Origin of the sequence: Cupriavidus pauculus (assembly GCF_002858765.1) — a bacterium.
Classification (GTDB): Bacteria; Pseudomonadota; Gammaproteobacteria; order Burkholderiales; family Burkholderiaceae; genus Cupriavidus; species Cupriavidus pauculus_B.
The window spans coordinates 33,016-57,114 of the sequence record NZ_PJRP01000017.1; the positions used below are offsets into that span (position 1 = coordinate 33,016).

At 59.7% G+C, this 24,099-nt stretch carries 22 protein-coding genes and 1 pseudogene; 10 read left to right on the forward strand and 13 right to left on the reverse strand.

Going from position 1 to position 24,099, the window contains the following annotated elements; genetic code table 11:
• Positions 1-51 precede the first annotated feature (51 nt).
• Positions 52-1,418, forward strand: a protein-coding gene (locus CYJ10_RS26625) for an IS3 family transposase (RefSeq protein WP_101679808.1) whose coding sequence is annotated in 2 segments (ribosomal slippage) — positions 52-529 and positions 529-1,418 — 1,368 coding nt in all. Because the reading frame shifts where the segments join, the coding sequence is not laid out codon by codon here.
• Between the two features lie 63 nt (positions 1,419-1,481).
• On the opposite strand, the gene CYJ10_RS26630 is transcribed toward CYJ10_RS26625, so the two are convergent.
• The 11 genes and pseudogenes from CYJ10_RS26630 to CYJ10_RS26680 form a co-directional block, all read right to left on the reverse strand.
• Positions 1,482-2,621 (reverse strand): major royal jelly family protein, encoded by a 1,140-nt coding sequence (locus CYJ10_RS26630; RefSeq protein WP_257993557.1) that lies wholly within the window; start codon positions 2,619-2,621, stop codon positions 1,482-1,484.
• A gap of 85 nt (positions 2,622-2,706) precedes the next feature.
• Positions 2,707-3,582, reverse strand: a complete 876-nt coding sequence (gene fdhE / locus CYJ10_RS26635) for a formate dehydrogenase accessory protein FdhE (protein ID WP_101684449.1) — start codon at positions 3,580-3,582, stop codon at positions 2,707-2,709.
• Complete coding sequence (locus CYJ10_RS26640) at positions 3,579-4,235, reverse strand: formate dehydrogenase subunit gamma (RefSeq protein WP_101684450.1); 657 nt, start codon at positions 4,233-4,235, stop codon at positions 3,579-3,581. Before CYJ10_RS26640 ends, fdhE begins: the two co-directional genes overlap by 4 nt.
• A 16-nt stretch (positions 4,236-4,251) precedes the next feature.
• On the reverse strand, positions 4,252-5,127 hold the full coding sequence (gene fdxH / locus CYJ10_RS26645) for a formate dehydrogenase subunit beta (protein WP_101684451.1): 876 nt from the start codon (positions 5,125-5,127) through the stop codon (positions 4,252-4,254).
• Positions 5,128-5,137: 10 nt separating this feature from the next.
• A pseudogene (gene fdnG / locus CYJ10_RS26650) lies at positions 5,138-8,191 on the reverse strand (formate dehydrogenase-N subunit alpha).
• Between the two features lie 75 nt (positions 8,192-8,266).
• Positions 8,267-8,845, reverse strand: a complete 579-nt coding sequence (rclC, locus tag CYJ10_RS26655; protein WP_101684452.1) for a reactive chlorine resistance membrane protein RclC — start codon at positions 8,843-8,845, stop codon at positions 8,267-8,269.
• A 260-nt stretch (positions 8,846-9,105) separates the two neighbouring features.
• Positions 9,106-9,645 (reverse strand): carboxymuconolactone decarboxylase family protein, encoded by a 540-nt coding sequence (locus CYJ10_RS26660; RefSeq protein ID WP_101684453.1) that lies wholly within the window; start codon positions 9,643-9,645, stop codon positions 9,106-9,108.
• Between the two features lie 532 nt (positions 9,646-10,177).
• Positions 10,178-10,441: a DUF4148 domain-containing protein gene (locus CYJ10_RS26665; protein WP_180863068.1), complete on the reverse strand. Its 264-nt coding sequence runs from the start codon at positions 10,439-10,441 to the stop codon at positions 10,178-10,180.
• Between the two features lie 314 nt (positions 10,442-10,755).
• The gene (locus tag CYJ10_RS26670) at positions 10,756-11,709 is read right to left on the reverse strand and encodes a GlxA family transcriptional regulator (protein ID WP_101684455.1); all 954 of its coding nucleotides are present in this window, start codon (positions 11,707-11,709) and stop codon (positions 10,756-10,758) included.
• 122 nt (positions 11,710-11,831) lie between these two features.
• Complete coding sequence (locus tag CYJ10_RS26675; RefSeq protein WP_101684456.1) at positions 11,832-12,797, reverse strand: LysR family transcriptional regulator; 966 nt, start codon at positions 12,795-12,797, stop codon at positions 11,832-11,834.
• Positions 12,798-12,929: 132 nt separating this feature from the next.
• Positions 12,930-13,370: a response regulator transcription factor gene (locus CYJ10_RS26680; RefSeq protein ID WP_180863069.1), complete on the reverse strand. Its 441-nt coding sequence runs from the start codon at positions 13,368-13,370 to the stop codon at positions 12,930-12,932.
• Positions 13,371-13,595: 225 nt separating this feature from the next.
• On the opposite strand from CYJ10_RS26680, the gene CYJ10_RS26685 reads away from it, so the two are divergent.
• Entirely contained in the window at positions 13,596-14,870 is a 1,275-nt protein-coding gene (locus CYJ10_RS26685; protein WP_101684458.1) for a sensor histidine kinase, read from the forward strand.
• On the opposite strand, the gene CYJ10_RS26690 is transcribed toward CYJ10_RS26685, so the two are convergent.
• Together CYJ10_RS26690 and CYJ10_RS26695 are read right to left on the reverse strand one after the other, a co-directional pair.
• Positions 14,871-16,112 (reverse strand): MFS transporter, encoded by a 1,242-nt coding sequence (locus tag CYJ10_RS26690; RefSeq protein WP_101684459.1) that lies wholly within the window; start codon positions 16,110-16,112, stop codon positions 14,871-14,873.
• A gap of 21 nt (positions 16,113-16,133) precedes the next feature.
• On the reverse strand, positions 16,134-16,775 hold the full coding sequence (locus CYJ10_RS26695; protein ID WP_101684460.1) for a response regulator transcription factor: 642 nt from the start codon (positions 16,773-16,775) through the stop codon (positions 16,134-16,136).
• 415 nt (positions 16,776-17,190) lie between these two features.
• Between CYJ10_RS26695 and CYJ10_RS26700 the strand changes: the two genes are divergently transcribed.
• The 8 genes from CYJ10_RS26700 to CYJ10_RS26735 all read left to right on the forward strand — a co-directional run.
• Positions 17,191-18,054 carry an alpha/beta fold hydrolase gene (locus CYJ10_RS26700; protein ID WP_257993558.1) on the forward strand — a complete coding sequence of 288 codons (864 nt, stop codon included), beginning with the start codon at positions 17,191-17,193 and terminating at the stop codon, positions 18,052-18,054.
• Positions 18,055-18,167: 113 nt separating this feature from the next.
• Positions 18,168-18,887, forward strand: a complete 720-nt coding sequence (locus tag CYJ10_RS26705; protein ID WP_101684461.1) for a hypothetical protein — start codon at positions 18,168-18,170, stop codon at positions 18,885-18,887.
• Positions 18,888-18,897: 10 nt separating this feature from the next.
• A complete protein-coding gene (locus tag CYJ10_RS26710; RefSeq protein WP_101684571.1) occupies positions 18,898-19,944 on the forward strand; it encodes an alcohol dehydrogenase catalytic domain-containing protein in 1,047 nt (348 codons plus the stop codon).
• An 11-nt stretch (positions 19,945-19,955) separates the two neighbouring features.
• Positions 19,956-20,810 carry an alpha/beta fold hydrolase gene (locus CYJ10_RS26715; protein WP_101684462.1) on the forward strand — a complete coding sequence of 285 codons (855 nt, stop codon included), beginning with the start codon at positions 19,956-19,958 and terminating at the stop codon, positions 20,808-20,810.
• A gap of 35 nt (positions 20,811-20,845) precedes the next feature.
• Entirely contained in the window at positions 20,846-21,853 is a 1,008-nt protein-coding gene (locus tag CYJ10_RS26720; RefSeq protein WP_101684463.1) for a zinc-binding alcohol dehydrogenase family protein, read from the forward strand.
• Positions 21,854-22,060: 207 nt separating this feature from the next.
• Positions 22,061-22,564 carry a DUF302 domain-containing protein gene (locus CYJ10_RS26725; RefSeq protein ID WP_101684464.1) on the forward strand — a complete coding sequence of 168 codons (504 nt, stop codon included), beginning with the start codon at positions 22,061-22,063 and terminating at the stop codon, positions 22,562-22,564.
• Positions 22,561-23,526, forward strand: coding sequence for a dicarboxylate transporter/tellurite-resistance protein TehA (gene tehA / locus CYJ10_RS26730; protein ID WP_101684465.1), 966 nt, complete (start codon positions 22,561-22,563; stop codon positions 23,524-23,526). The genes CYJ10_RS26725 and tehA overlap by 4 nt, the downstream gene beginning before the upstream one ends.
• A 212-nt stretch (positions 23,527-23,738) precedes the next feature.
• A partial coding sequence (locus CYJ10_RS26735; protein ID WP_146002101.1) for a catalase occupies positions 23,739-24,099 on the forward strand: 361 nt, incomplete at its 3' end.

The window sequence follows — 24,099 nt, forward strand, 5'->3', positions numbered from 1 at the left end:
TGAACTGCACCCCAAAAGTTGGACATAGATCCAACCTTTGGGGTGTTTTTCATGACGAAGTACGACGAGGCGCTCAAGCGTCAGGTGGTTAGGGAACATTTGTCGGGGACGATATCGACCACGGCTTTGAGCGAGAAGCATGGGATAGACAGGTCTATAGTTCGTCGCTGGATCAGTGCCTGGGAGCATCATGGAGAAGCCGGGCTGCGCAAGAAGCATGAAGCCTTTGGTGCCGAGTTCAAGCTAGCGGTGCTGCATCATATGTGGCGCCACGAGTTGTCTTATGCGCAGACCAGTGCTGTCTTCGACTTGCGCGATACCGGCGGAGTCAGCCGGTGGGAACGCCAGTATCATGAGGGCGGTATCGATGCCCTCAAGCCGCGCCGCAAAGGCCGGCCACCCAACATGTCCCAGCCCAAGCAGGATCCCCAACTCACTCCGGAGCCGGCTCAAAACGAGCGCTCGCGCGAGGATTTGCTCAAGGAGAATGAGTATCTGCGCGCGGAGGTGGCGTACCTAAAAAAGTTGGATGCCCTGCTCCGGGCCAAGGAGCAAGCGGCGCCAAAGAAAAAGCGCAAGTCGTGAACGCCTTGCGCGAGCATCACCCGCTGCCAATCCTGCTCAAGATCGCCGCTCTGGCGCGCAGCACGTTCTACTACCAACTCACGGCAAGCAAGGCCGGAGATCGTCACGGGGAACTCAAGGAGCGCATCCAACGTGTGTATGCCGAGCACAAGGGCCGATATGGCTACCGCCGGATTACGGCAACGCTGCGTCAGACGGGGACGTTGATCAATCACAAAACCGTGCAACGGCTGATGTCGGTGTTGTGGTTGAAGTCGCTCGTGCGGCCCAAGAAGTACCGCTCGTACCGAGGTCAGGTGGGGCGAGTCGCCCCTAATCTGCTTCAGCGCGAGTTCGAGGCGAGCAAACCGAATGAGAAATGGGTGACGGACGTGACCGAGTTCAACGTAGGCGGCAAGAAGCTGTATCTCTCGCCCGTCCTGGACCTATACAACGGGGAGATCATCGCTTGGCAAACCAGTGAGCGGCCCGACTTCGCATTGATCCGGGAGATGCTCGACAAGGCATTGCGGAAGCTGCGACCCGGCGAAGCCCCTTTGCTCCATTCGGATCAGGGCTGGGCCTATCAAATGGCGGCGTATCGCCGAAAGCTGGCCGCACGAGGCTTGCAACAGAGCATGTCTCGCAAGGGAAACTGCCTGGACAACGCGGCCATGGAAAGCTTCTTCGGCACGCTCAAGTCAGAATGCTTCCGGCTTGAGCGTTTCGCCGATATCGACCAACTGCGCAAAGGCATAGCCGAATACATCCGGTACTACAATCACGACCGCATCAAGCTCAAACTAAAAGGGCTGAGCCCCGTGCAATACAGGACTCAGCCCTTCGCGGCCTAACTTACCCGTCCAACTTTACGGGGTCAGTTCATTATCAGGGGGCGTTCATGCGGTACTAGCGTTTCACTTCAGGCCGGAAGGAAGGCTGAATTTGAAAAGTTCTACCGGAAAACGAATTGTCGACTGACCATGATTGAAGGGCGCTGCGCCATCGATCTGCGGTACGGGCAAGTAGATATGTCCTTTGCCGTCGAGGAACGGCGCGTCAACCCAGCGCAGACGATGGTCACGTAGCAGCATGGAAACAGTCCCATCCGGTGCGCGCCGCATCAGGGAGTTGTCGGCCAAGGGGGTGTAATACAGGCTTCCATCCGCACCCATGGCCGTGCCGCCTACAGGCGGATTGTCGAACCACGTGCTGACGTGCTTCGCCAGCGTGTTGTCGTCGAGCGTATCGTCGTCCAGGTAGCGTGTTTCGATCTGCGACAGTGGACCCGACAGTGGGCCGAAGTAGAAGGTACGACCATCCGGGCTCAGTTCGAGCGGGTCGGCATTGACTTTCAACGGACCATCATCCGAGCCGGTCAGGACCTTGCCATTTACGACGATCATGTCGTGCGCACGTGCGCGTGCGAATGGCATGCCGTCAAAGCGGCGCCGCACGTTGCCATTGTCCAAGTTGAGCACGAGAACCGCACCTTCTCCTGCGTCGGTGATGTACGCGTGACGTCCGTTGATTCGAATATCGTCGATATAGGTATGGGCGCGAATCACATCTTTGGGAAATGCATACACACGCACCACAGTATCGGTGCGGGGGTCAATGTGTACGATCTTCGGGCCGCCTGCGACCGGTGTGCCGCCAAAGTCTGGCGAGCCGGTATCGACGATCCACAAGTCGCCGCGCGTATCAGCGTGAATGGCGTTCACGCTGACGAATGCTCGTGTCGCATCATTGCCAGCCTTCCATCTGTTCCAGCCAGCGTCTGGATACGGTGTCAATGAGCCGTTCTCCTCGGCGATTGCCACCGCGGGGCCGGTGTTTCCGGTCCATAGCGGTGAGCTGACGATGAACCTGCCGCGTGCGTCGACCACGACGGCGTTCCAAGGCATCTGAGTATTCTTCCGCGCGGCTACGACTTCATCGGTTTGCACTGCCGACGCGGCGGTAGAGGCGGACGCTGTATTCGCGGTTGATGACATAGCACTGAATATCGCAACTGCAATCAAGGTCAAGGGTCGTTTTTTGAAGAGGTGCAGCACGTTGTTCTCCAACAGGGAATGAATAGATGGCATGCCGGCTCATGCCTCGATGCAGCGTTACGGAGTCGTAGACAGGCTTCAGCGATCAGGGACCGTCGGCTGGGAATGCGAATGGATTGATTCCTGTCCGCAGGAAGCCCATTCTTTCCGCTTCGTAGTCAAGATGGAGCGAAGCCAGGTCATCTGCAACCGGGTCAGCGCGCGCATCGAAGTCCGCGACGCAAACCTTTAGGTAGCCGTGACAATCCCTGCAGGTCTCCAGCTTGACGACCGCACGAGCCTCGTCCACTGACCAATACTCCACTTCATCGGCACCACCGCAGCAACTGCACACGGCGCGTACCAGATGCCATCGTGTCTCGCAGAGTGGGCAATGTAGATAGCGCAAGCCGCCGCGCTTGCCGCCAAGAATGATGCTGGCCGAAGGCGCACTTCCGCACGTTGGGCAGTCGAAGCGCGTCTGCGCGGGTCCCCAAGGGTCGTGCAGGGACGCCACGTGTGCTGCAACATGCGACCACTGTAGAGACAGCGCAGCCCAAAGGAAGACAGACTCACGTTGCCCCACGTTTCCGAATCGACCCTGTAGCAACGAAAGCGCTTGATGTGCCAGCCGCGCGCGCTCGTTCGTCGCAAGCGGCGCCGCGGCAGGCATAGCCTGCACCAGTTTGGTCAATGCTTCCTGCCAGCAGGATTGCGCGAGCAACTCATTGGGCGATAGCGCATCAGCGCGGGTGATGCATGGCGCCGCGTTCGCATGGGGTAAGCTGACGAAAATTTCCTGCTGCGCCGTACAAACTTCCGCTGCAAACTCCAGATAGGCAGCCTCGGGATGGCCAACGGCAAGCTCACGCAGTCTTTCGGCCCGTCTGCCATAGAGAGACAGGGGATCGGGTCTTATCACATGCTCAATCAGCAGAGCTGCCGAGCGCTCACCTGCCGGAACGATATCGATGGTGGTCATTGATGTTTCGTCCGGGAGTCCTGCGATTGCTGTTCCAGTCTCACTTCCTCGTACCAGCGATCATGGTGTTGTCTTGCCCAGGTGCGACTCACATGACCGGTGAGCATCGAGGTGATGGAGCCGCGTACCCAGATGGCCAAATGAATATGTCCCAGAATGAGCAGGATGAGTCCAACGCCGGCCAGCGCATGCCCGAGCAGCGCAAGACGAACGACAGGAATGGGAAAGAACGTTGCGAAGTAGGCTCGCCAGATCACGAGTCCCGTCAAGAGAAGTGCGCAGATTAGGGCCATGATCAGCCAGAACAGCACCTTCTGACCCGCGTTGTATTTGCCGATCTGCAGCGGTTTTCCATGCCGATTTCTTAGTACGTCTCCTGCATTGCGAAGCCAGATCCGATCCGTTGCGACAAACATATTGTGTTTCGCAAAGCGGATGAACATGAACGTCAGCAACAAAAATACGGCAATGCCGAAGAACGGGTGCAAGACGCGCGCAAGCTGCGGTGTTCCCAGTACAGAACTCAGCCATGACAAGCTGGGAAAGAACCAGGAAAGGCCGGAGCAAGCTGCCTCAAAAAAGCAGAATGCGAGTACCCAATGGCAGGCGCGCTCGATGAACCCCGTGCGAAGAATCTTGTTTGCAATTTTCATGAAGGGACTCCCTCGTTTAATCTTCATCGCCTTCGGTTGTGGTGTTCGGTCCCACACCTACGTAGTGCAGAAACGAGCCGGCGAGTGTCGCGACAAAAGCCGCCGCAGCCAGCGGCTTCATCAGCCCCTTCCAGCCACGCACGACAGCACTGATGCGAGGATCCGTCGGCAGGCCACGATAGAGGTGAGGCCGGTCGGCATGGTGCAGGACGTACATGACGTGGGTGCCGCCCACGCCGGCCGGATCGTAGATGCCGGCGTGTTCATAGCCGCGCGTATTGAGCTCTGCCACACGCTTGCTGGCCTGTTCAGTCATCTCTTCCTTGGTGCCGAAGGAAATGGCACCGGTGGGGCAGGACTTCACGCATGCCGGCTCCTGCCCAACTGCCACGCGATCCGAGCACAACGTGCATTTGTACGCGCGGTTGTCCTCCTCGCTAATGCGGGGGACGTCGAAAGGACAACCTGCCACGCAATAGCCGCACCCAATGCAATGTTCGGACTGAAAGTCCACGATGCCGTTGGCGTATTGGATGATCGCGCCTGGACTCGGACACGCTTTCAGACAACCCGGGTCCTCGCAATGCATGCAGCCGTCCTTGCGGATCAGCCACTCGAGCCTGCCGGATTCATTCTCATACTCGTCAAAACGCATGAGAGTCCAGGTCTTCGGCGAGAGATCGCGGGGATTGTCGTAGACGCCGACATTCGTACCCACCTCGTCGCGCAGATCGTTCCATTCGGAGCAAGCGACCTGGCACGCCTTGCAGCCTATGCAAATGGAAACATCTATGAGCTTTGCGACTTCAAGCTGATGGTCCCGCACTCGCGGTGCAGAGGTGGCGGAGTTGGTCGCAGAACGACGGATGATGTCTTGTGGTTGAATCGACATGACGCCGCTCCTAGATCTTCTCGATGTTGACGAGAAATGCCTTGTACTCGGGGGTCTGTGTGTTGGCGTCCCCGACGGCGGGGCTTAGGGCGTTAGCGAGGTATCCCTTCTTGGTGGCACCCTCGAACCCCCAAACGCATGGCACGCCGATGGTGTCCAGCGGTTCGCCCATGACCTCCAGCGTGCGGATTCGCTTGGTGACCACAGCGCGAGCCTTGATGTACCCTCGATTGGAGGAAACCTTGACCATGTCTCCGGCAACGATGCCCTTCCGCTGTGCAAGCTGTTCGCCTACTTCAACGAACTGCTCGGGCTGCAAAATCGCGTTCAGCCGCGAGTGCTTGGTCCAGTGCCGGAATAGCTCGGTGATCCCGTAGGTGGTAGCCACGTAGGGGAACTGGCGGCGATCGCCCATACGTGCCGAATCGTTATGCAAGACACGTGTGGACGGATTCTGCTTGACTGTCGGATGCAACGGATTTGCAGCGATCGGGCTCTCGACCGGTTCGTAGTGTTCCGGGAAAGGCCCTTCCACCAGGCTGCTTCCGGAGAACAGTCGACCTACACCTTCAGCAAGCATGATGAACGGACCGGCAGCGCTACCCGGCGGCACGGTCACCGGGAAGTCGGGCTCGTCAAAGCCAGTCCAGCGCTGACCATTCCATTCGATCAGCTTGCGCTTGGGATCCCAGGGCTTTCCATCGAAGTCCAGTGACGCACGGTTGTACAGCACGCGGCGATTCTGCGGCCAGGCCCAAGCCCATCCCGGCGTGCAACCGAGTCCGGACGGGTCGGAGTTGTCTCGGCGAGCCATTTGGTTGCCGCTCTGCGTCCAAGACCCTGCGAAGATCCAGTTAAGGCTGGCGGTTGTGCCGTCATCGCGCAGAAGAGAATAGTCGGACAGCAGTTCGCCTTTTCGGGCCACGAGTCTTCCACTTGCATCGTGGAGATCCGCCAGCGCATAACCATTTGTCTCTCGCGAGATCTCTTCAGGCGTCGGATCCTCTGGAACGACGTAGTTCCAGGACATATTCAGCACGGGATCGGGATTTGCGCCGCCTTCCTTTTCGTATAGTTCGCGCAGTTTCATGAACAACCCGCCTATGATCGCTGCGTCTTGCTTGGCCTCATGGGGCGGACTGGCCCCCGCCCAGTGCCACTGAAGCCAACGGGCGGAATTGACGATGGAGCCGTTCTCCTCTGCAAAGCAGGATGAAGGCAGACGAAAAACCTCAGTCTGAATTCGGGATGAATCGACGTCATGCTGCTCGCCATGATTCTTCCAGAAGGTCGACGTTTCAGTGCCAAGCGGGTCGATGACGACGAGAAACTTGAGACGCGAAAGTGCCTGCTGGATCTTGTTCTTGTCTGGCAATGCAGCCAGGGGATTGAATCCCTGGACAATGTAGCCATTGACCTTCCCTTCGTACATCATGTCGGCGTACGCGAGCACGTCGTAGCTCTTGTCCCATTTGGGCAGCCAGTCAAAACCCCAGTTATTGGCGCGCGTGGCCTTGTCTCCCCAAAAGGTCTTCATCAGGCTGACGAAATACGCCGGCGTATTTCGGAACCCATTGACCTGATCGGGAAGCAGTTCGCGCGGTGTGCTTTGTGCAAGATACTGGTCGAGCGTGGTTTGCTTTTCCGATGGCAAGTCCATGTAGCCAGGCAGTCTCAGCGACAGCAACCCGAGGTCCGTGTAGCCTTGGATATTCGAGTGGCCCCGGAGAGCATTGACGCCGCCACCCGGCATACCAATATTGCCGAGAAGCAACTGGATGATTGCCGCGCCACGGATGATTTGCGAGCCGGATGAGTGCTGCGTCCAGCCTAGCGCGTACAGGAAGGTTGCGGTCTTGTCCCGCGCGCTGGTTTCGGCCAGCACCTCGCAGATGTAGCGAAAGTCGTCCTGAGGCACGCCGCAAAGGCGCGCCACAAGGGCGGGTGTATAGCGCGAGACGTGCTGACGTAGCAGGTTGATCACGCAGCGCGGATGCTGGAGCGTCGGGTCCTGGCGAGCGTGTCCCTGCGCATCGAGTTCGTAGTTCCAGCTCGAACGGTCGTAGGTACGCTGGCTGGGATCGTATCCGCTGAACAGGCCATCGTCGAAAGCATAATCGTCGCGCACAATCAAACTGGCGTTGGTGTACGTCTTGACGTATTCATGCTGGATCCTGTCGTGCTGCAACAGCTAGTTGACCACACCCATCAGAAACGCGATATCCGAGCCGGCGCGAATCGGGGTGTAGAAATCGGCGACCGACGCGCTGCGATTGAAGCGGGGATCGATGACGATGACCTTGGCCCCATTCCTGATCTTGGCCTCGACCACCCATTTGAATCCAACTGGATGTGCGTCGGCGGGATTCCCGCCCATGATGATGACAACGTTGGCGTTCCGGATATCCACCCAGTTGTTCGTCATCGAACCTCGGCCAAAGGATGGTCCGAGTGCCGCTGGCGTTGGGGAGTGGCAGACCCGAGCCTGGCTGTCCATGCCGAGGATACCTAGGGCACGCGTAAACTTCTGATCCAGGACACCAGTCTCGTTGCTCGCTGCGGAAGAGCACAGCATGCCAGTGGTAAGCCAGCGATTGACGAGGACACCTGCGTCGTTGCGTTCGACGAAATGCTTGTCTCGATCATCCTTCATGAGTCGGGCAATGCGCGTGAAGGCATCGTCCCAACTGATGCGTTGCCATTCGTTCGAGCCAGGCGCCCGATACTCGGGATACTTGAGCCTGCTATCGCTATGGATGAAGTCCAGGAGACCTGCACCCTTGGGGCAGAGGGAACCTCGGCTGACCGGATGATCAGGATCGCCTTCAATATGAAAGATGCTCGCCTTCGCGTTCTTTGCGCCGTCGCCGAGGCTGTACATCAGCAGGCCACACCCAACCGAACAGTAGGTGCAGTTGTTGCGAGTCTCTTTGGCGCGAAGCAGCTTGTACTGTCTGGACTGCACCGCGTACGCCATGGTGGGAGTGAAACCCAGCGCCAGTGCAGTCGCTCCTGCCGCCCCCGCACCACACAGCTTCATGAACTGCCTTCTTCCGGGATTCAAAACCAACTCCTTGAACAATGGATGTCGCCTGGCTCGAAACGAGATAGGGGCGTCGATCGGATCGGGATGTGATCGCTATCGCGAGTGTTGGTGATGTCGCTGCAATACTTGTCGCGCAGAGTCCGCAATCATGACGACGGCACCCGACAGCATCAGCACATCTTTCAGCACCAATCGCCCTGCTCCGGACAAGTATGGGAAGCCATAGTTCGCATCCCCCAGGTTGGCGACCCATGCTTCGGGTGTTGTGATCAGGAAGGACAGTGTGACGATCGGCGTCAGGAACGCGAGAATCGCGCCAATCAGGCCGATAGTGGGCGAGAACAAGTACGAGAGGACCAGCAGGCCAATGATGATCTCCACCGTACCAAGCCCATTGGAAAACGCATACGTGTGGTTGGCTACCTGCCACGCGCGCTGCGCAAGATCGAGTTGGCCTTCATGCGTCAGGTGAGCGTGGTATGCCTCGGGGTGAGCATAGAAGAAGGACAGGAATGGGCTGTTTGCGACGAACGGCGTAATGCTGTCCGCTTCGTACGGCACGAACTTCAGCGCGCCGATCCACAAGAAGACGATCGCCACACCGATGCGGATCATCGGAATGCCGATGTAATCGAGCCGACTCGCAACGACAAGCAAATTGCGGAAATTCATTCTAGGGGTTCCTTATTGAGAATGTGCGAAGCAGTGGCACTTCACGATGTCATATCAAGGATGGCGACGATGCTCGTCGCCGAGATCACATCACGGGCCTGAGTCTGCTGATCCCCAGCTTTGCGATGCCGGAAAGGGCTTTCGCCAGTTGTGTGAAAGCTGGGGACTTGGCGTGCGCCTCAAGGTCGGACTCACTGTGCCAACGTGCGCCCGCCTGCGAACTGAGTGTTCGGTGGATATAGGCAATGCAGGTTGCAGCGTTACTTCACCGGAGGGAAGTCCAGAGTCGTGTCGTTGACACGATTGAAGATGTTGGTCGTCAGGATTGTGGTGACTGCGAAGATGGCTTCCGTCACCTGCACATCGCTATATCCCGCCTGGCGGACGCTATCCAACGTGATCTGCGGCACCGTTCCCGATGTGCGTACCAGCGTCAGCGCAAACTTGACGAGGGCATCGATCTTTGCATCGGCGCTCAGACCACCGGCGCGTAGCTCGCGCATCTGCTCGGCGGTATAGCCTGCCATCTTGCCCGTCAGCGTATGTGCAGCGAGGCAATAGTCGCAGCCGCTGTTTTCGCTGATGGCAAGATTGATCGCTTCCAGTTCCTTCGCCGACAGTGCGCCGCTTGATTTCAGGGCCGCGTTGGCGGTCAGCAACGATTGGAGCGCGACGGGCGATTGCGAGCCGATGGTCGCGTACGCATTCGGCACTTTGCCAAGGCCGCGCTTGATGCTGGTGAAAAGCTCTGCGGTCAGGCCGGTAGCGGATGCAACATCGATCGTGGACATGCGAGTCATCTTTTGGTCCTTTTCTAAAAAGAGTTTCACTGTTCATCTGAGTTGCGTCGGAAAAATCAGTCAGATTGAAGGAACGCCGCCGCTCATATGCAACTGCTGCAACCCTAATGGAAACAAGCATTCGTTGGGAGAGCCTTCGGCAAACATAGCTTTCGGTCAGGCGTGACAATCCATCCGGGCGTATCAACTTGCTCGTTGATAGAATTTTTGATTAGACGCCGTGACGCGACTATCGCGAGGAAGCCGGATAGGGGAGAGACGTGAGCCGAAGAACAGGATTCTTTGTCGCGATGGGATGGATACTGATGACGTTCATGCTCGCGGCGATGGCCGCGGCGGCATCACCATGGCTGGCCCCGTGACCGCGCGCGATAAAGAGTCTCAGGCGAACTTCGGCGGTGCTTTATGACGTCGAGTCACTTCTGTCTTGTGCTTGACGATTCGGAGCGGTGCGACGGATGAAGTCGAATAAAAACCGTCATTCTTCAACAATTCCGATGACAAATGACGGTTCTCAACGGCTTGAATTCCGTTATCGCCTGCGTGTGGCGGGCGTAGGGGCCGCGGCCGGATTTATCGCTGCAGCAGCGCGGGATTCAGCGTCCTGCAGATCGGCGGGATACGCGCTGCTATCACGATGAGGGTCATAGCCCGCAGCCTCGATCTTCACGAGCTCCTTTTGCACTTGCTCGCGCGTGACCGGGATCGACTCCTTTTCGGTTTGTGCAATGGCGACCAGGGCAGTCGTCATGGCGATGCCGAAGATCACGCCGCGGATAATGGGATGTGCTTTCACGGAATCCTCCTGTGGTTTGGGAGAGATGAAGATAGATCCCAAATGACAGGAATGCATAGAGGCCCATTCCGAAAAACAATATCCAACGAAAGCGTATGGACTCGATCGAAAATCTTCGATAAAAGCGGTCAATGCGACGTTGGAAAATTCAATCGTTCTGCAAACGGGGCGAGCCTGTTGTCCCGGCTGGCGCTAATATTCGTGCCTGTCGCCACCGGCCTTGTGAAAGGTTTGCTGCGATAGCGCTCAAGACGGAGGCGAAGAAGGTCCACAAAGGGAGCGGTAAAGTCTGGCGACCGTCCCGCTCCAGCTTGTTAGGCGGCAACGGGGGTCCTGGCATCCCGGCGCAATTCCTGAGGGCTTACGCCATAGGTGCTGACGAAGACCTCGCGGAGGTGGCTGCGATCACGAAATCCGGTTTCTCGCGCGATGACTTCCAGGGGGTGGCGGCCGCGCTCGATCATGGTGCGTGCCGTTTCGATGCGTAGCTGTTTCACCGCCTTTGCAGGGGATTGGCCCGTTTCAGACTGGAAGATGCGCAGGAACTGCCGCGTACTGAGATGCGCGGCGCGTGCCAGTTCTTCTACCCGCAGTGGTCGCGCCAGGTTCTGGCGCGCGTATTCGAGCGCAGTCTGGATGCGGTCGGATTTCGGCGCGAGCTTCAGCATCTCGGACTGTTGGGACTGGCCGCCGGCTCGGCGCTGGTTCATCACCATGACGCGCGCGACTTTGGTCGCCACTTCATTGCCCAGGTCTTTCTCGACCAGACCGAGCGCAAGGTCCATGGCAGCGGTCAAGCCTGCCGACGTCCAGATGGATCCGTCCACGACGAAGATGTGGTCGGGTTCGATCTGTGCGCTGGGGCAGCGTGCCTGCAGCGCATCGGCGTAGGCCCAATGGGTTGTCGCGCGCTTGCCGTCTAGCAGGCCGGCGTCTGCCAGTACGAATGCACCGGTACAAAGCCCGGCGGTCCGGCGCGAACGTTCCGACGCCGCGCGGACAAAAGCCAGTTCCGCAGCGGTGCTGGAGCGCTGGGTCGGATCGACGATGCCACTGATCATCCAGGTGTCGGCGTCGGTGCTTTTGTGAATGGGTTCAGTCCTGACGGAGACACCTAGCGACGCCTGCACGTCTCCCCCCGACAGTGAGTAGTTGGTCACGGCGTAGACGCGCTCGCGGGCCACGACGTTGGCGAACTCGAACACGGATTGTGTCCCGATTGCCATGACCTGAAATCCGTCCGTCAGAAAATACCCGATTCGATGCATCCGCTCCACCGTACTGCTGCCCGAAAAGCCGGATTATAGAGGGTGCGCGAAATATATGCCGACCGGAAGAAAATCGGCATGGGTCCATTGTGGCGTTCGCCGTACTGGACGCCTCAGCCTCTTCAGGCTGGGGTGCAGGTGGCGTCCAACTCTGTGCGCCGTTCGTCTTCAGACCGTGGAAGGGGGCCGGGTGTCTGGCAGCCTTCCAGCGCCGATGACAGCCAGTCGACGAAGACGCGTAGCGCCATCGATTCACGCGTCCTGCATGCATAGACGGCATGGATCGGTCTGGCTTGCGGGCGGCAATGCGCGAGCACTTCCGTGAGCCGTCCGCTGGCGATATACGGCGTTGCCACGGTATCCCAAACCTGAATGACCCCGCCATTCTGCAAGCCATATTGAAGAAGCAGGTCCACGTCGTCGAAGGCGATGGATTCGGGCAAGGGGTACCGGGTGCTGCGGCCGTCCAGCGCGAAGCCGAATTCCCATGGTCGGCCGTCGCCCTGGTGGGAAGCGTGTGCCGTGCGATGTGCTGACAAGCTCTGCACCGTATCGGGGTATCCATGCCGCGAAACATAGAGGCGGCTTGCCACCGTGATCAATTGGTAAGTGCCAACCTGACGGCTGAAATGGTACGAATCCTCCAGTTCGCCCAGCCGAACCGCGCAATCAATGCCATCGCGGATCAGGTTCGAGGAATGCCGTGGCGTGGAAATCTGCAGGCTGACATTCGGATACTGGAGACGGAATCGGGCTATGTGGGGCATCAACTGGCGCGCAATGTCGCCCGGCAACTCCACGCGTAACCTGCCGCTCGCCTGCTCCGCAGCCGATCCGACCTTGGATTTGAGGTCGGTGATGTCGAGCAGTATCTTGAGGCAATGCTCGTAGAAGGTCATGCCGGCGGCCGTCGGCCGAACCTGGCGCGTCGTACGGTGAAGCAGTTTTACTTGCAGATGGAGTTCAAGCTGCTGGATCAGCAAGCTTGCGGACGCCTTTGGAATGCCCAGAAGATTGGATGCGCGCGTGAAATTCTCGCATTCGACGATCCGCGCAAAAACCTCCATCGCTTGTAGCATGCGTTCCATGGACCTTACCTCGTGTGTCACCTTTTGATGATTGTTCGAGTGTATGGGCGGCCGCACCGATGCAACAGTCGCAATTGGCGCATGGTGCGCGACACGTTCGTATAGTTCCCCTACTTTGGCGAGGCTGCTGTATCAGGGGGCAGTGTTCAAAACGCGAGACAGCCAGCCGACCAGGTCGTCGGGGTCCACCGGTTTGTCGAGCATGCAGACTGCGCCATGCTGCCTGGCCTCTTCACGGCAATGCGCAGTGGCATGGGCGGTAACGAAGATGCATGGCGTTTGAAGGCCTGTGGCGCGGAGTCTGCGCAGCAGTTCGATGCCGGAGATGTCATCCAGCGCGATATCGCAGATCAGGCAGTCGTAGGAAGTGTTGCTCGGGTGGGCCATGAAGCCTTCCGCGGAGGAGAAGAAGGCTGCGCCCCAGCCAAGTGAACGAATCAGCGCGCCAGTGGATCTACGAACCGATGGTTCGTCATCGATGACACAAACAATCTTGACAGGCACGGGCATCAGCGTTGGAACGGGCAAAACATAGGGGAAGCGCCTTGCAAGAGCGGGCGCTTGACGGGACATTAGCGCAATCGGGATACGGGGACACTTATACGGAGGTATCGCCTTGCATACGCCATGGCACATCGGGTTTGTACTGAAGGGTAAGGCGAGATGGGGCTTGGCGACGGCGGGAGATCCGCGGTCGCCGGCGCCCAGAGCTATACGTTTGTATAATCGCCGCCACATTTGCCGCTTGGTATTGCTACCATGGCAACAGCATGATTTGCCGTCATAACACTCCTCTATATGAGCCATCCCGATACCGACGCTTTTGCGCTTCGCTGTAAATTCGAATCGGATGGCGGTGAGTGCCCGGAATCCACCAGCCAACTCGTGGACGAGACCTTTCGTTTCGCGCCGATTCCCATCCTCGTGGAAGACTGGTCCGGTATCCGGCAGTGGGTAGATGACCGCAAGGCCGAGGGCGTCACGGATCTGGACGCCTATCTGGATGACCACCCCACAGCGATCCAACAGTTGCGCGACCGTTATCACCACTTCGTGGATGCCAACGATGCTGCATTGAAGTTGTTCGATGCCGCATCGCGCGAAACATTCTTCGCCGCGGCAAAGGCGTTGCTGCCGGCCAGTCGCCCCAGCAATTCAAAGGTACTCAAGGCGATCTTCGATGGCGAGACCGCTTGCCAGGGCGAACGTACCCTCACATCGCTGACGGGCGGGAAGATTCCCATCGTGTGGCGCTGTTCGTTGCCAGCAGACCCCGCGCGCTATGCGCGGCTGCACTTCTATGCGTTCGATATCTCCGAATATCAAGAGAACATCAACCGACTGCAGGTCATGCGTGCGGATGTGGCGCGCGCGGGGCGTATTGCACTGGTGGGGCAACTGGCCGCATCCATCACGCACGAGATCAGCCAGCCATTGTCTGCAACACGAACATCGATCGAAGCCGCTGCACGATGGTTGGATCGTGAAGGACCTGATGTTATGGAGGCCATGGCATCCGTACGCGACGCAGGACGCTGGGCGCGGGATGCTACCGACATCTGCCACAGGCTGCGCGGATTCATGATGCACACGCCCGTACAGGCGCGGCTGCAGTCCGCAGCCGATGTCGTGGCATCGGCGATCTACCTGATTTCGCCGGAAGCGGCAGCCAGAGCAATCGAGGTGGAAACGTCGGTTGACGCGGGGCTGCGCGTGTTCGTCGATCGTGTTCAACTCCAGCAGGTGCTGGGCAATCTTCTGCTGAACGGCATTCATGCCATCGATGCCACATCGGACGCGCGGGCACGCAAGCTTACCGTGGGCGTCGAACAGGAGGGTGATGTCAGCCTGCTGTTCAAGGTGACGGACACCGGTCATGGCATCGATGCCCCGTCGCTCGAGACACTGTTCCAGCCGTTCTCCACATCAAAAGAAGAAGGTATGGGGGTGGGACTCTCGATCTCCAGATCCATCATCGAAGCGCACGGCGGGCGCATCTGGGCCGAATCGGCCGACGGGATGGGCGCGACGTTCTGTTTTACCCTGCCGGGCGCAAAAGCCTTCGCAGGATAGTCAATCGCGGATGCGCTCCTGGTGACGCTGTAGCGCCCGCACCGAGACGATAGCCCCGAGAGCCGCGGCCGAAATAGTCCAGGCTGCGGCCATCCGGCTTCCCGCCCATGCATTCCACGTGGTAACCAACGCCGGAGCCGTTCCGCCGAAAACCGCGACACCCACGGCATAGATAAAGGAAAGCGATGTGGCGCGCGACGTGCTGCGAACTGTCGATAGCAGCAGGACGACCGTTGGCCCGGCGGCCAGGCAACTCGCGGCCGTCACCGCGACGATGCCAGCCACAAAGAAGCGGTTACCCATGCCATGAACTGCGGCGAGATAGGTCGGCACCACGGCCACGATCGAGAGTAGTCGCGCCCAGATCACGACGACGGCATGTCCGAGACGGTCGGCAAGCAATCCGCCGACGATGGATGCCGCAGAGGTGATCGCGCCCAGGGCGATGGTCACGAGAAACGATTCCTGCAGCGTTGGCATGGTTCCCGCCATTTCGAAAGGGGCGGTGAAGGTGGCGACATAGGTTGGCACGGTGCCGCCTGCGATCAACAGAGTCCCAAGTGCAAGGACTTTCCAGCCTTGCAGGCGCCCCGCGTCGTTATCCGGAGCCACGGGCGGTGGCTTGTCGTGAGCCAACAGGCGCCGCCGCAGCAGCACCTGGACGGGAATCATCAGGACAGCCAGAAGAAAAGGGACTCGCCATCCCCATGCAGCAAGCTGCGCGGTGGTGAGCAGGTCATTGAGCAGAAACCCGCAAACGCCGATAGCCAGCAACGCAAGTCCCTGCCCGGCGAGCAGCCACCCGCAGTAGAGCCCCCGCCGCGCTGGCGCACACTGTTCGATCAGGTACGCACCTGCCGCGCCAATTTCTCCACCAATGGCGAACCCCTGAAGCATCCGGCAAGCCAGCAGCAAAAGCGGTGCTGCGACGCCCAGGACGTCGTAGCCTGGCATGATCGCCATGCCAAGTGTGCCAGCGGCTACCAGTGTGATGTTGAGCACCAGCGCGGGCTTGCGTCCCACGCGATCGGCATAGGCGCCCAGTACCAGCGCGCCGATCGGACGCATGAGAAACCCCGTGGCAAAGGTGCCGAACGCGGCCAGTGACGCGATACCGGAGTCGCCGTGCGGGAAGAACGTCGCGCCAATGAAGCGGGCGAACGTGGCATAGGCGAAATACTCGAAGAACTCCAGCGCATTGGCGAGGACCACTGTCACCAGTGCGCGGGGTTTCAATGTCATTGTCTCGGACAAGGCGCGGTGCTAGCGAGTCATCGGTTCGATGCCAAGCATCTGCGCCTTGCGAACCAGATCGGCAACGGAGCTCGATTTCATTTTCTTCATGGCGGTGCCGCGATGGACCTTGACGGTGATTTCGCTGATCCCGATGCCGGCTGCAATCTGCTTGTTCAATGCGCCGCCGACCACGTAGGCCAGCACCTCGCGCTCGCGCGAGGTCAGTGACTCGTATAGCTCGGTGAGGTTGCTGCGCTGGTAATCGGCTTCAAGCCGTTTCTTGTCCTGCGCCAGCGCGGCCGTGACGGCGTCGATAACATCCTGCTCGGACAAGGGCTTGAGCAGAAAGTCAGTGGCACCGGCCTTCATTGCCTTGATACAGATGCTCACGTCTGCAAATCCCGTCATGAAAATGATGGGCATCTGCTGGTTGGCCTTCTCCTGTTGCTGGAAAAACAGGCCGCTTTCACCGCGCAGGCGAACATCGAGCAGCATGCAACTGGGTCCGACATTCTTCTCAGATGCCTTGAATGCTGCCGTACCCTCGAAGCTACGGACCGTAAATCCCACGGAACGCAGGAGATTCTTCAATGACGAGCGGGTGGCTTCCTCGTCGTCGATGATGTAGACGACTGAAGTCGCCTCCTGTCTTTGGGCATTACTGGGCATGCTTCATTTCACGAGTTCGGAAAGACTATCGAGTCGTGATGGCGGAGATGTCTTTCCAAGCGTCACGGTCGCGGCGATTGTCGCATAACCGTACTGCGGAGGTTTGGCGAAAGTCGCCACGAAAACACGTGTCGAACCGCGTCGCGCAACGTCTCCGGTGAATGATTGTTCGGTTTGGACGGAAGTACTGTTCATGCGTCCACGCTTTATCAGGACTGGCTTTGCGGCTAACTTTCACATCGAAGCAGCGCCAGAAAATGACGCTGCGCCCGGGTGAGCACGACGCCGCTTCATGGGTTTCGATGTCCGAAAATCCCACGATAAATGTCGTTTCCCATTGATGGGAAAACGGCAATCATGGGGGGTCGGCATCCGTGCCTCACATTGCATCGATGGTCATGCAAGGTTGGACTGAATGAATGTTTCAATCGCCGAAGCCTCGGCAAGTCTTAACGCGAGAACCCGATTCGTTGACGTACCGGGGCGGCGTCTCGCCTATCGCACGATCGGCAGCGGCAAGCCGGTTGTTCTCTGCGTACGATTCCGTGGCACCATGGACGCCTGGGACCCGCTGTTCCTCGATAGCCTGGCGAGCCAAGGCTTCCAGGTGACGGTGTTCGACTACAGCGGGTTGGGGCAATCAACAGGCGATGCCACCTATCAGCCGGCGGCGCTGGCCCGTGATGCGATGGATCTGATCACTGCGCTCGACCTGGGCAGCGTCATTCTTGGCGGTTGGTCGGTGGGTGGCATTGCCGCGCAACTCGTGATGACGATGGCGCCGCAGCTCGTCAGCCACACGGTGCTGATCGGCACCACGCCGCCGGGCAATCTTGTCAAGTCCGGCGAAGCGCTGTTCTACACGCTGGCGAAGCGCGAGAACGACTTCGATGATTTTGTCAGCCTGTTCTTCGAGCCAACTTCGGCCGAGAGCACGGATGCTGCCAGGCGGTCAGCCGATCGGCTTGCTGCACGCAAGCTCGACGTCAGTCCGGAAGTGCCGTGGCAGTGGGCCGGGACCCAGCTTGGCGATGGACCAAAGAATCCGGTCTTTCCAGTGGATGCAGTGCTTCAGGCGCTCAAGTCCACGCGCATCCCTATCCTGCATATCGGTGGCGATCACGACATCGTGTTCCCGGTCGAGAACTGGTACGCGCTCAACAACCAGCTTCCGACCTTGCATCTTGTGACCTTTCCGCGCGCCGGGCACGGGCCACAACTCCAGTATCCCCAGGCATCCGCGCGACATATCGCGGCGTTCGTCGACGCCCACGCATAGCGGAATCCAGTTGGTATTCGGCGCGTCAGCCGCGCCACTCAAGTACTTCGAGAGCCCAGCCTCGAAGGGGATTGTCTCGCCCTCCAAGTAGCAAACCAAGCAGAAGGTAAATCATGTCTGACCTGATCCATTTCGCCATCGATGCCGCAGGCGGTCTCGAACGCTTCCAGAGTTTCAAGCGCATCTCCGCGCGTCTGCACCACACCGGCATCCTGTGGAATCTGAAACAGCGCGACGGAGTGCTGACGGATTCGCGCGTGACCGTGGACCTGCACGCACAGCGGGTCTCGCATGAGCCGTTCGCACCGACCACCGATCATTCCGTCTTTACGCCGGATCGTGTCGAGATCCGGCAAGCGGACGGCACGCTCGTCGAATCGCTCGATCGTCCCCGCACGTCGTTCGAAGGTTTCGAACTCGAAACACCGTGGTCGAATCCGCAACTGGCGTACTTCGCAGGCTACACGATGTGGACGTACCTGACGTCGCCGTTCGTGCTGCGCCATCCCGGCGTTGTGGCCACCGAGATCGAGCCGTGGGTGGTCGATGGCCTGTCCTGGCGCCGCCTGCGCGTGACGTTCCCGGATTCGGTGGCGACCCATAGCGCGGAGCAAACCTATTACTTCGACGCGGACGGACTGCTGCGCCGTCATGACTACGAAGTGGACATCCAGGGCCGCAATGCGGCCGCACGTTACCTCAGCGACTACGTCGAGGTGCAAGGCATCCGCATGCCCACCCGCATGCGCATCTATCCGCGTACGCCAGAAAACCTTGCGATGCCGGAGCCGTTGATCGTAGGCGTGGACCTTTCCGACTTCCACTTCGAGTGAGGCCATGACGATGACTGCAAATCAAACCTATCGCGCTGCCGTAGTCGTGGCGCCTGGTAAGTTGTCGATGATCGATCGGCTGATCGAGGAACCTGGGTTCGGACAAGTCCGCATTCGCGTGGAGGCCTGTGGCGTCTGCCACTCGGACAGTGCGACGGTTGCGCGGGCTCCGGCCAATCCGGAGCACGGGCTGACTCCCGGTCATGAAGTCGTGGGCCGCATCGAAGCGGTCGGCAACGGCGTCGAGGGCTGGCATGTAGGCCAGCGCGTGGGCGTGGGCTTTCTGGCCGGCGAAGACCGGACTTGTCCGTCGTGCCGCCAGGGCGACGTGGTGAATTGCCAGAGTCCGGTGATCACGGGCATGACGACCAACGGCGGCTATGCCGAAAGCATGCTGGCAGAAGCGCGCGGCCTCGTGCGCGTGCCGGATGAACTCGATGCCGCTGAAGCGGCGCCGCTGCTGTGCGCTGGCCTGACTACGTTCAACGCCTTGCGCAATGCGAATGCACGGGCTGGCGATGTGGTGGTGGTGCATGGCCTTGGCGGCCTGGGTCACCTCGCCGTGCAGTTCGCGCGCAAGATGGGTTTCCATACGGTGGCGATTGCGCGGGGCGCAGACAAGGCGGAACTCGCGGCTCAACTCGGCGCGCATCGCTACATCGATTCCGAAAGCGAGGATGCGGTGGGGGTACTGCGCAGCCTGGGCGGTGCGAAGGTGGTATTGGCGACGGCACCGACCGGCGCCGGCATGTCTTCTCTCGTTCCGGGATTGGCGGCTCGTGGCCAGTTGATCGTCGTGGCCGTGCCGGGAGATCCTCTCTCGTTGACCGCTACGGACCTCGTGTTCGGTGCGCGTGCCGTGGTGGGTGCCCTGACCGGAACGGTCTACGACAACGAGCAGACATTGGCCTTTGCCAATCTGCAGGACATTCGCCCCTTGATCGAAACGTTCCCGCTGGAACAGGCCCAGGTGGCGTACGATCGAATGATGCGTGCCGATGTGCGGTTCCGCGCGGTGCTGGTCATGCCGGCCTACGACGGCCCCTCTGCCGCTTGAAGGAGGCAACGATGACACTCATGACTTCCTCGAATGCCTCGACCCAGTATGTCGAAGCGGGTGGCGTGCGCTATGCGTATCGCCGCTTTGGCAACGCCAATGGCGGGCTGCCGCTGCTTTGCCTGCAGCATTTCACGGGTACCCTCGACAACTGGGACCCGGCCATCGTCGATGCGCTGTCCACGGACCGGGAAATCATCCTGTTCGAGAACGCAGGTGTAGGTCGCTCGGGTGGCGCTGTCCCTGCATCGATCACAGCGATGGCGGAGCATGTGCTGCAGTTCGTCGGTGCCGTCGCACTGTCGAAGTTCCACATCCTGGGCTACTCGCTCGGTGGATTCCTGGCGCAGGAGATTGCCATCGCAAAGCCTGATCTGGTTGAGCGAATGGTGCTTTCCGGTAGCGCGCCCGAAGGCGGGAAGGGAGCCGGCATGGATCGACCGGAACTGATCGCCATCTATACGGATGCTGAGATGCCGATGCAGGAGAAGCTCAAGCGGCTTTTCTTCCCGGAGACGCCCGAGGGCGAGCAAGCTGCACAAGCCTTCGTGGATCGTCTGGCATCGCGCATCGGCGAACCCGACCTACCGGCCAATGCCGAAGTCGCGCCGGCGCAGCTTGGCGCAATGATAGCCTGGGCGAACTGGCCGGGCGATGTGGCGCGCAAGCTGGCAACGATTCCGCATCCAGTGCTAGTCACCAATGGCGACAACGACACCATGATTCCCACGCGAAACAGCTTCATGCTCGCGGAGGGTTTGCCGAATGCCACATTGATCATCTATCCGAACGCTGGTCACGGCGCGCTGTTCCAGTATGCGTCCACGTACGTCGCACACGTGCGCGAGTTCCTGCGTGGCGCCTGAGCGCGCTGCATTTCCCTATCGAGGAGTCAAGCAGAATGAAAGCGATTGTTTACGACAAGGCCGGCCTGCCGATCGATGATCCGCGCGCCCTGTACGAAATGGAACTGCCCCGACCGGAACCGCAAGCGCGTGACCTACTGGTCAGGATCGAGGCAATTGCCGTGAATCCGGTAGACAGCAAGCTGCGTCTCGGCGTGCAACCGAATGGCCCGCGCGTTCTGGGCTGGGATGCGGTAGGCACCGTGGAAGCGGTCGGCGAGGCCGTGGAGCTGTTCAAGGTGGGCGACAAGGTCTGGTACGCGGGCGATATCACGCGACAAGGCAGCTACGCGGAGTACGGACTCGTGGACGAACGCATTGCCGGCCATTGCCCCAAGTCGTTGAAGACTGCCGATGCGGCAGCCCTGCCGTTGACGAGCATTACCGCCTGGGAACTGCTGTTCGATCGTCTGCGCATTCCGGAGGGCGGCGGCCACGGACAAAGCCTGCTGGTGATCGGCGCCAGCGGCGGCGTGGGCTCCATCCTGGTCCAGTTGGCACGCAAGTTGACGGGTCTGACTGTGATCGGCACGGCGTCGCGACCCGAAAGCCGGAAGTGGGTGACGGATCTAGGTGCGCACCTCGTGATCGACCACAGCCAGCCCCTGCAGCCGCAACTGACGGCGGGGGGCATCCACCAGGTGGACCACGTCATCAGCCTGACGCATACGGAAAGCTACTACGCGCAGATCGTGGAACTGCTCAAGCCGCAAGGCCAGTTGGCGCTGATCGACGATCCTGCCACGCTGGACGCGATGCCTCTCAAGCGCAAGTCGATATCGTTGCACTGGGAGTTCATGTTCACGCGCTCGATGTACCGCGCGGCGGACATGGTCGAACAGCACAAACTGCTCGACCGTGTGGCTGCATTGCTCGATGAAGGAGTACTCAAGACTACGGTCGGCGAACACTTTGGCGACATCACGGTCGACAACCTGCGTCGCGCGCATGCAGTGCTGGAGAGCAGCAAGGCCGTAGGAAAAATTGTCCTTGCACGTAGCTGAACCAGGCGAGTTGAGCGCGTCCGCCGGGCCGGGCGCGCAGTCCTTCATGGACCGGCTGGCCGCACTGGGCGCGCGATGATTGTCAAGGTGCTTGGTGGGCCATGGAGGCAATCTCGCATACGGGCCAGACCTCCGCGGCAGGGCACGTCTGCAGTGCGCTTGTGCAGGGCGTCGGGGCCCGACGCTTACGAACCTTGAATTGGCAAGATGATGTCGACGATAGTACAGAAAAGCCTTTCGGTGACGCACGTCAGCGAGGTCTTCGAGATTGCGCCGGATGCGTTCTGCCGGCAGTTCGAGCAACAACTTGGAAAGCTGGATCATGGCGCGTTGGAGTTGATGTATCACGATCCGGCCGCCGCTGAAGCGCGGATGGCGGAGATGGAAGGTCCACACGGACTGATGCTGTTCGACAAGCTGGATCACGGCCTCCTGTTCGCACTGGGCGGCGAGCCACGCGTTTCCATCCGCTATCACATCGGCAATCCCCTCGTGGCGTGGCGCATGACGCGGCATGACATGCGTGCCGCGTTGTACGCGCCGCTGACTTTGCTCGTCTTTGGCACTGGTGACCATCTCACGCAGGTCGAGTACGACCTGCCGTCATCGCTCTTTGGTCAGTTCGGTGATGCTGTCGGCACCGTTGGCAAGTTCCTCGATGAAAAGCTGCGGGCGATCTTCAGCGCATTGGTCAGCCAAGAGGCACCATGACTTCGCCGACGACGAAAGGGTTCTCGATTCCGGCTTCCGCTATGGGCATTGTGCTCGGCATGGCCGGTCTGTCGAACTGTTGGCGAGTTGCCCACACGTTGTGGGGCGTCAGGGCAGCGGTATCCGATGTGCTGTTTGCAGTCACGACGCTTATCTGGTCGGTGCTCGTGCTCTCATTCGTCGCAAAATGGCTGACGCACCGCGATGAGGCCCTTGCCGAAGCGCGGCATCCGGTAGCCTGCTGCTTTATCGGTCTGATACCGGTGGCGACGCTGCTGGTCGCGGTCTGGCTGCACGGCTTCGCTCCGGCGATTGGGACGACCTTGATCGTCATCGGTGTGATTGCCCAACTAGCCTTCTCCACGTTTCGCAGCGGCGGCATGATGCGCGGCGGCCGCAAGCTTGGGGACACTACCGCGGTCATGTATTTGCCGACGGTGGCGGGCAACTTTGTCTCCGCGATGGCCACGGCTTCGCTTGGTTGGATGGATCTGGCCAAACTGTTCTTCGGGGCAGGGCTGTTTTCATGGTTCGCCCTAGAGTCGATTATCACCTATCGCCTTTATCTGGGCGACGAACTGGCGCCTGCGGTTCGGCCGACGCTGGGCATCCAGCTTGCGCCGCCAGTGGTCGGCGCGACGGCATATCTTGCGGTGACGGGCGGCAGGCTTGACTGGCCTTTCCATGCGATGGTCGGCTACGGATTGCTGCAACTGCTGTTCCTGTTCCGGCTCTCACGTTGGTTTCTGGTATCTGGCGCGACACCAGGGTTCTGGGCGTTCAGCTTTGGGATCACAGCGTTGGGGATTTCGTGCATGCGTGCAGCGACCTTTGCGCCGGATTCCCTGTTCGCGAGCATTGCATTGCCGGTGTTTATCTTTGTCAATGTGGGAATCGGCTCGTTGGTCTTGTTGACGCTGGGGCTGCTGTTGAGAGGGCGCCTGTTCCGTCGAGCTGGTTGACCGATGTGAAGAAGGGATGGGCACCGCTGAGACGGTAGAAATTGTGTAGGTGCGACACGCTGCACGATCACCCGTTCCACGTGCCTGTTCGTGTGTAAAAGATGGCATTCCTTTCCATCCCAATGAGGGACATTGGAAGGAAGCTTGTTGGTAGAACCGAAAAAATGCACGCGCAATGCTCCAGAGGCAGGGCCGCGCATCAAGAAACTCTTATGAAAAAGCTCACGACCGCTTTCGGCGCGCCCGTCGTCGACAACAACAACATCCAGACGGCCGGCCCGCGCGGCCCGGCCCTGCTGCAGGACGTCTGGTTCCTGGAAAAGCTCGCCCACTTCGACCGCGAAGTCATCCCCGAGCGCCGCATGCACGCCAAGGGTTCGGGTGCCTATGGCACGTTCACCGTCACGCACGACATCACCAAGTACACACGCGCCAACCTGTTCTCTGAGATCGGCAAGAAGACCGATCTCTTCCTGCGTTTCTCGTCGGTGGCCGGCGAACGCGGCGCCGCCGATGCCGAGCGCGACATTCGCGGCTTCGCCATCAAGTTCTATACCGAGGAAGGCAACTGGG

Bases quoted from the DNA above. Each gene is read 5' to 3' on its own strand.
- CYJ10_RS26705 (WP_101684461.1), top strand. From the start codon at position 18,168: ATGTCTGACCTGATCCATTTCGCCATCGATGCCGCAGGCGGTCTCGAA.
- CYJ10_RS26720 (WP_101684463.1), top strand. From the start codon at position 20,846: ATGAAAGCGATTGTTTACGACAAGGCCGGCCTGCCGATCGATGATCCG.
- CYJ10_RS26710 (WP_101684571.1), top strand. From the start codon at position 18,898: ATGACTGCAAATCAAACCTATCGCGCTGCCGTAGTCGTGGCGCCTGGT.
- CYJ10_RS26660 (WP_101684453.1), bottom strand. From the start codon at position 9,645: ATGACTCGCATGTCCACGATCGATGTTGCATCCGCTACCGGCCTGACC.
- CYJ10_RS26685 (WP_101684458.1), top strand. From the start codon at position 13,596: ATGAGCCATCCCGATACCGACGCTTTTGCGCTTCGCTGTAAATTCGAA.
- CYJ10_RS26695 (WP_101684460.1), bottom strand. From the start codon at position 16,775: ATGCCCAGTAATGCCCAAAGACAGGAGGCGACTTCAGTCGTCTACATC.
- CYJ10_RS26715 (WP_101684462.1), top strand. From the start codon at position 19,956: ATGACACTCATGACTTCCTCGAATGCCTCGACCCAGTATGTCGAAGCG.
- CYJ10_RS26700 (WP_257993558.1), top strand. From the start codon at position 17,191: ATGAATGTTTCAATCGCCGAAGCCTCGGCAAGTCTTAACGCGAGAACC.
- fdxH (WP_101684451.1), bottom strand. From the start codon at position 5,127: ATGTCGATTCAACCACAAGACATCATCCGTCGTTCTGCGACCAACTCC.
- CYJ10_RS26675 (WP_101684456.1), bottom strand. From the start codon at position 12,797: ATGGAACGCATGCTACAAGCGATGGAGGTTTTTGCGCGGATCGTCGAA.
- CYJ10_RS26680 (WP_180863069.1), bottom strand. From the start codon at position 13,370: ATGTCCCGTCAAGCGCCCGCTCTTGCAAGGCGCTTCCCCTATGTTTTG.
- CYJ10_RS26640 (WP_101684450.1), bottom strand. From the start codon at position 4,235: ATGAAAATTGCAAACAAGATTCTTCGCACGGGGTTCATCGAGCGCGCC.
- CYJ10_RS26725 (WP_101684464.1), top strand. From the start codon at position 22,061: ATGATGTCGACGATAGTACAGAAAAGCCTTTCGGTGACGCACGTCAGC.
- CYJ10_RS26670 (WP_101684455.1), bottom strand. From the start codon at position 11,709: ATGCATCGAATCGGGTATTTTCTGACGGACGGATTTCAGGTCATGGCA.
- fdhE (WP_101684449.1), bottom strand. From the start codon at position 3,582: ATGACCACCATCGATATCGTTCCGGCAGGTGAGCGCTCGGCAGCTCTG.
- CYJ10_RS26690 (WP_101684459.1), bottom strand. From the start codon at position 16,112: ATGACATTGAAACCCCGCGCACTGGTGACAGTGGTCCTCGCCAATGCG.
- tehA (WP_101684465.1), top strand. From the start codon at position 22,561: ATGACTTCGCCGACGACGAAAGGGTTCTCGATTCCGGCTTCCGCTATG.
- rclC (WP_101684452.1), bottom strand. From the start codon at position 8,845: ATGAATTTCCGCAATTTGCTTGTCGTTGCGAGTCGGCTCGATTACATC.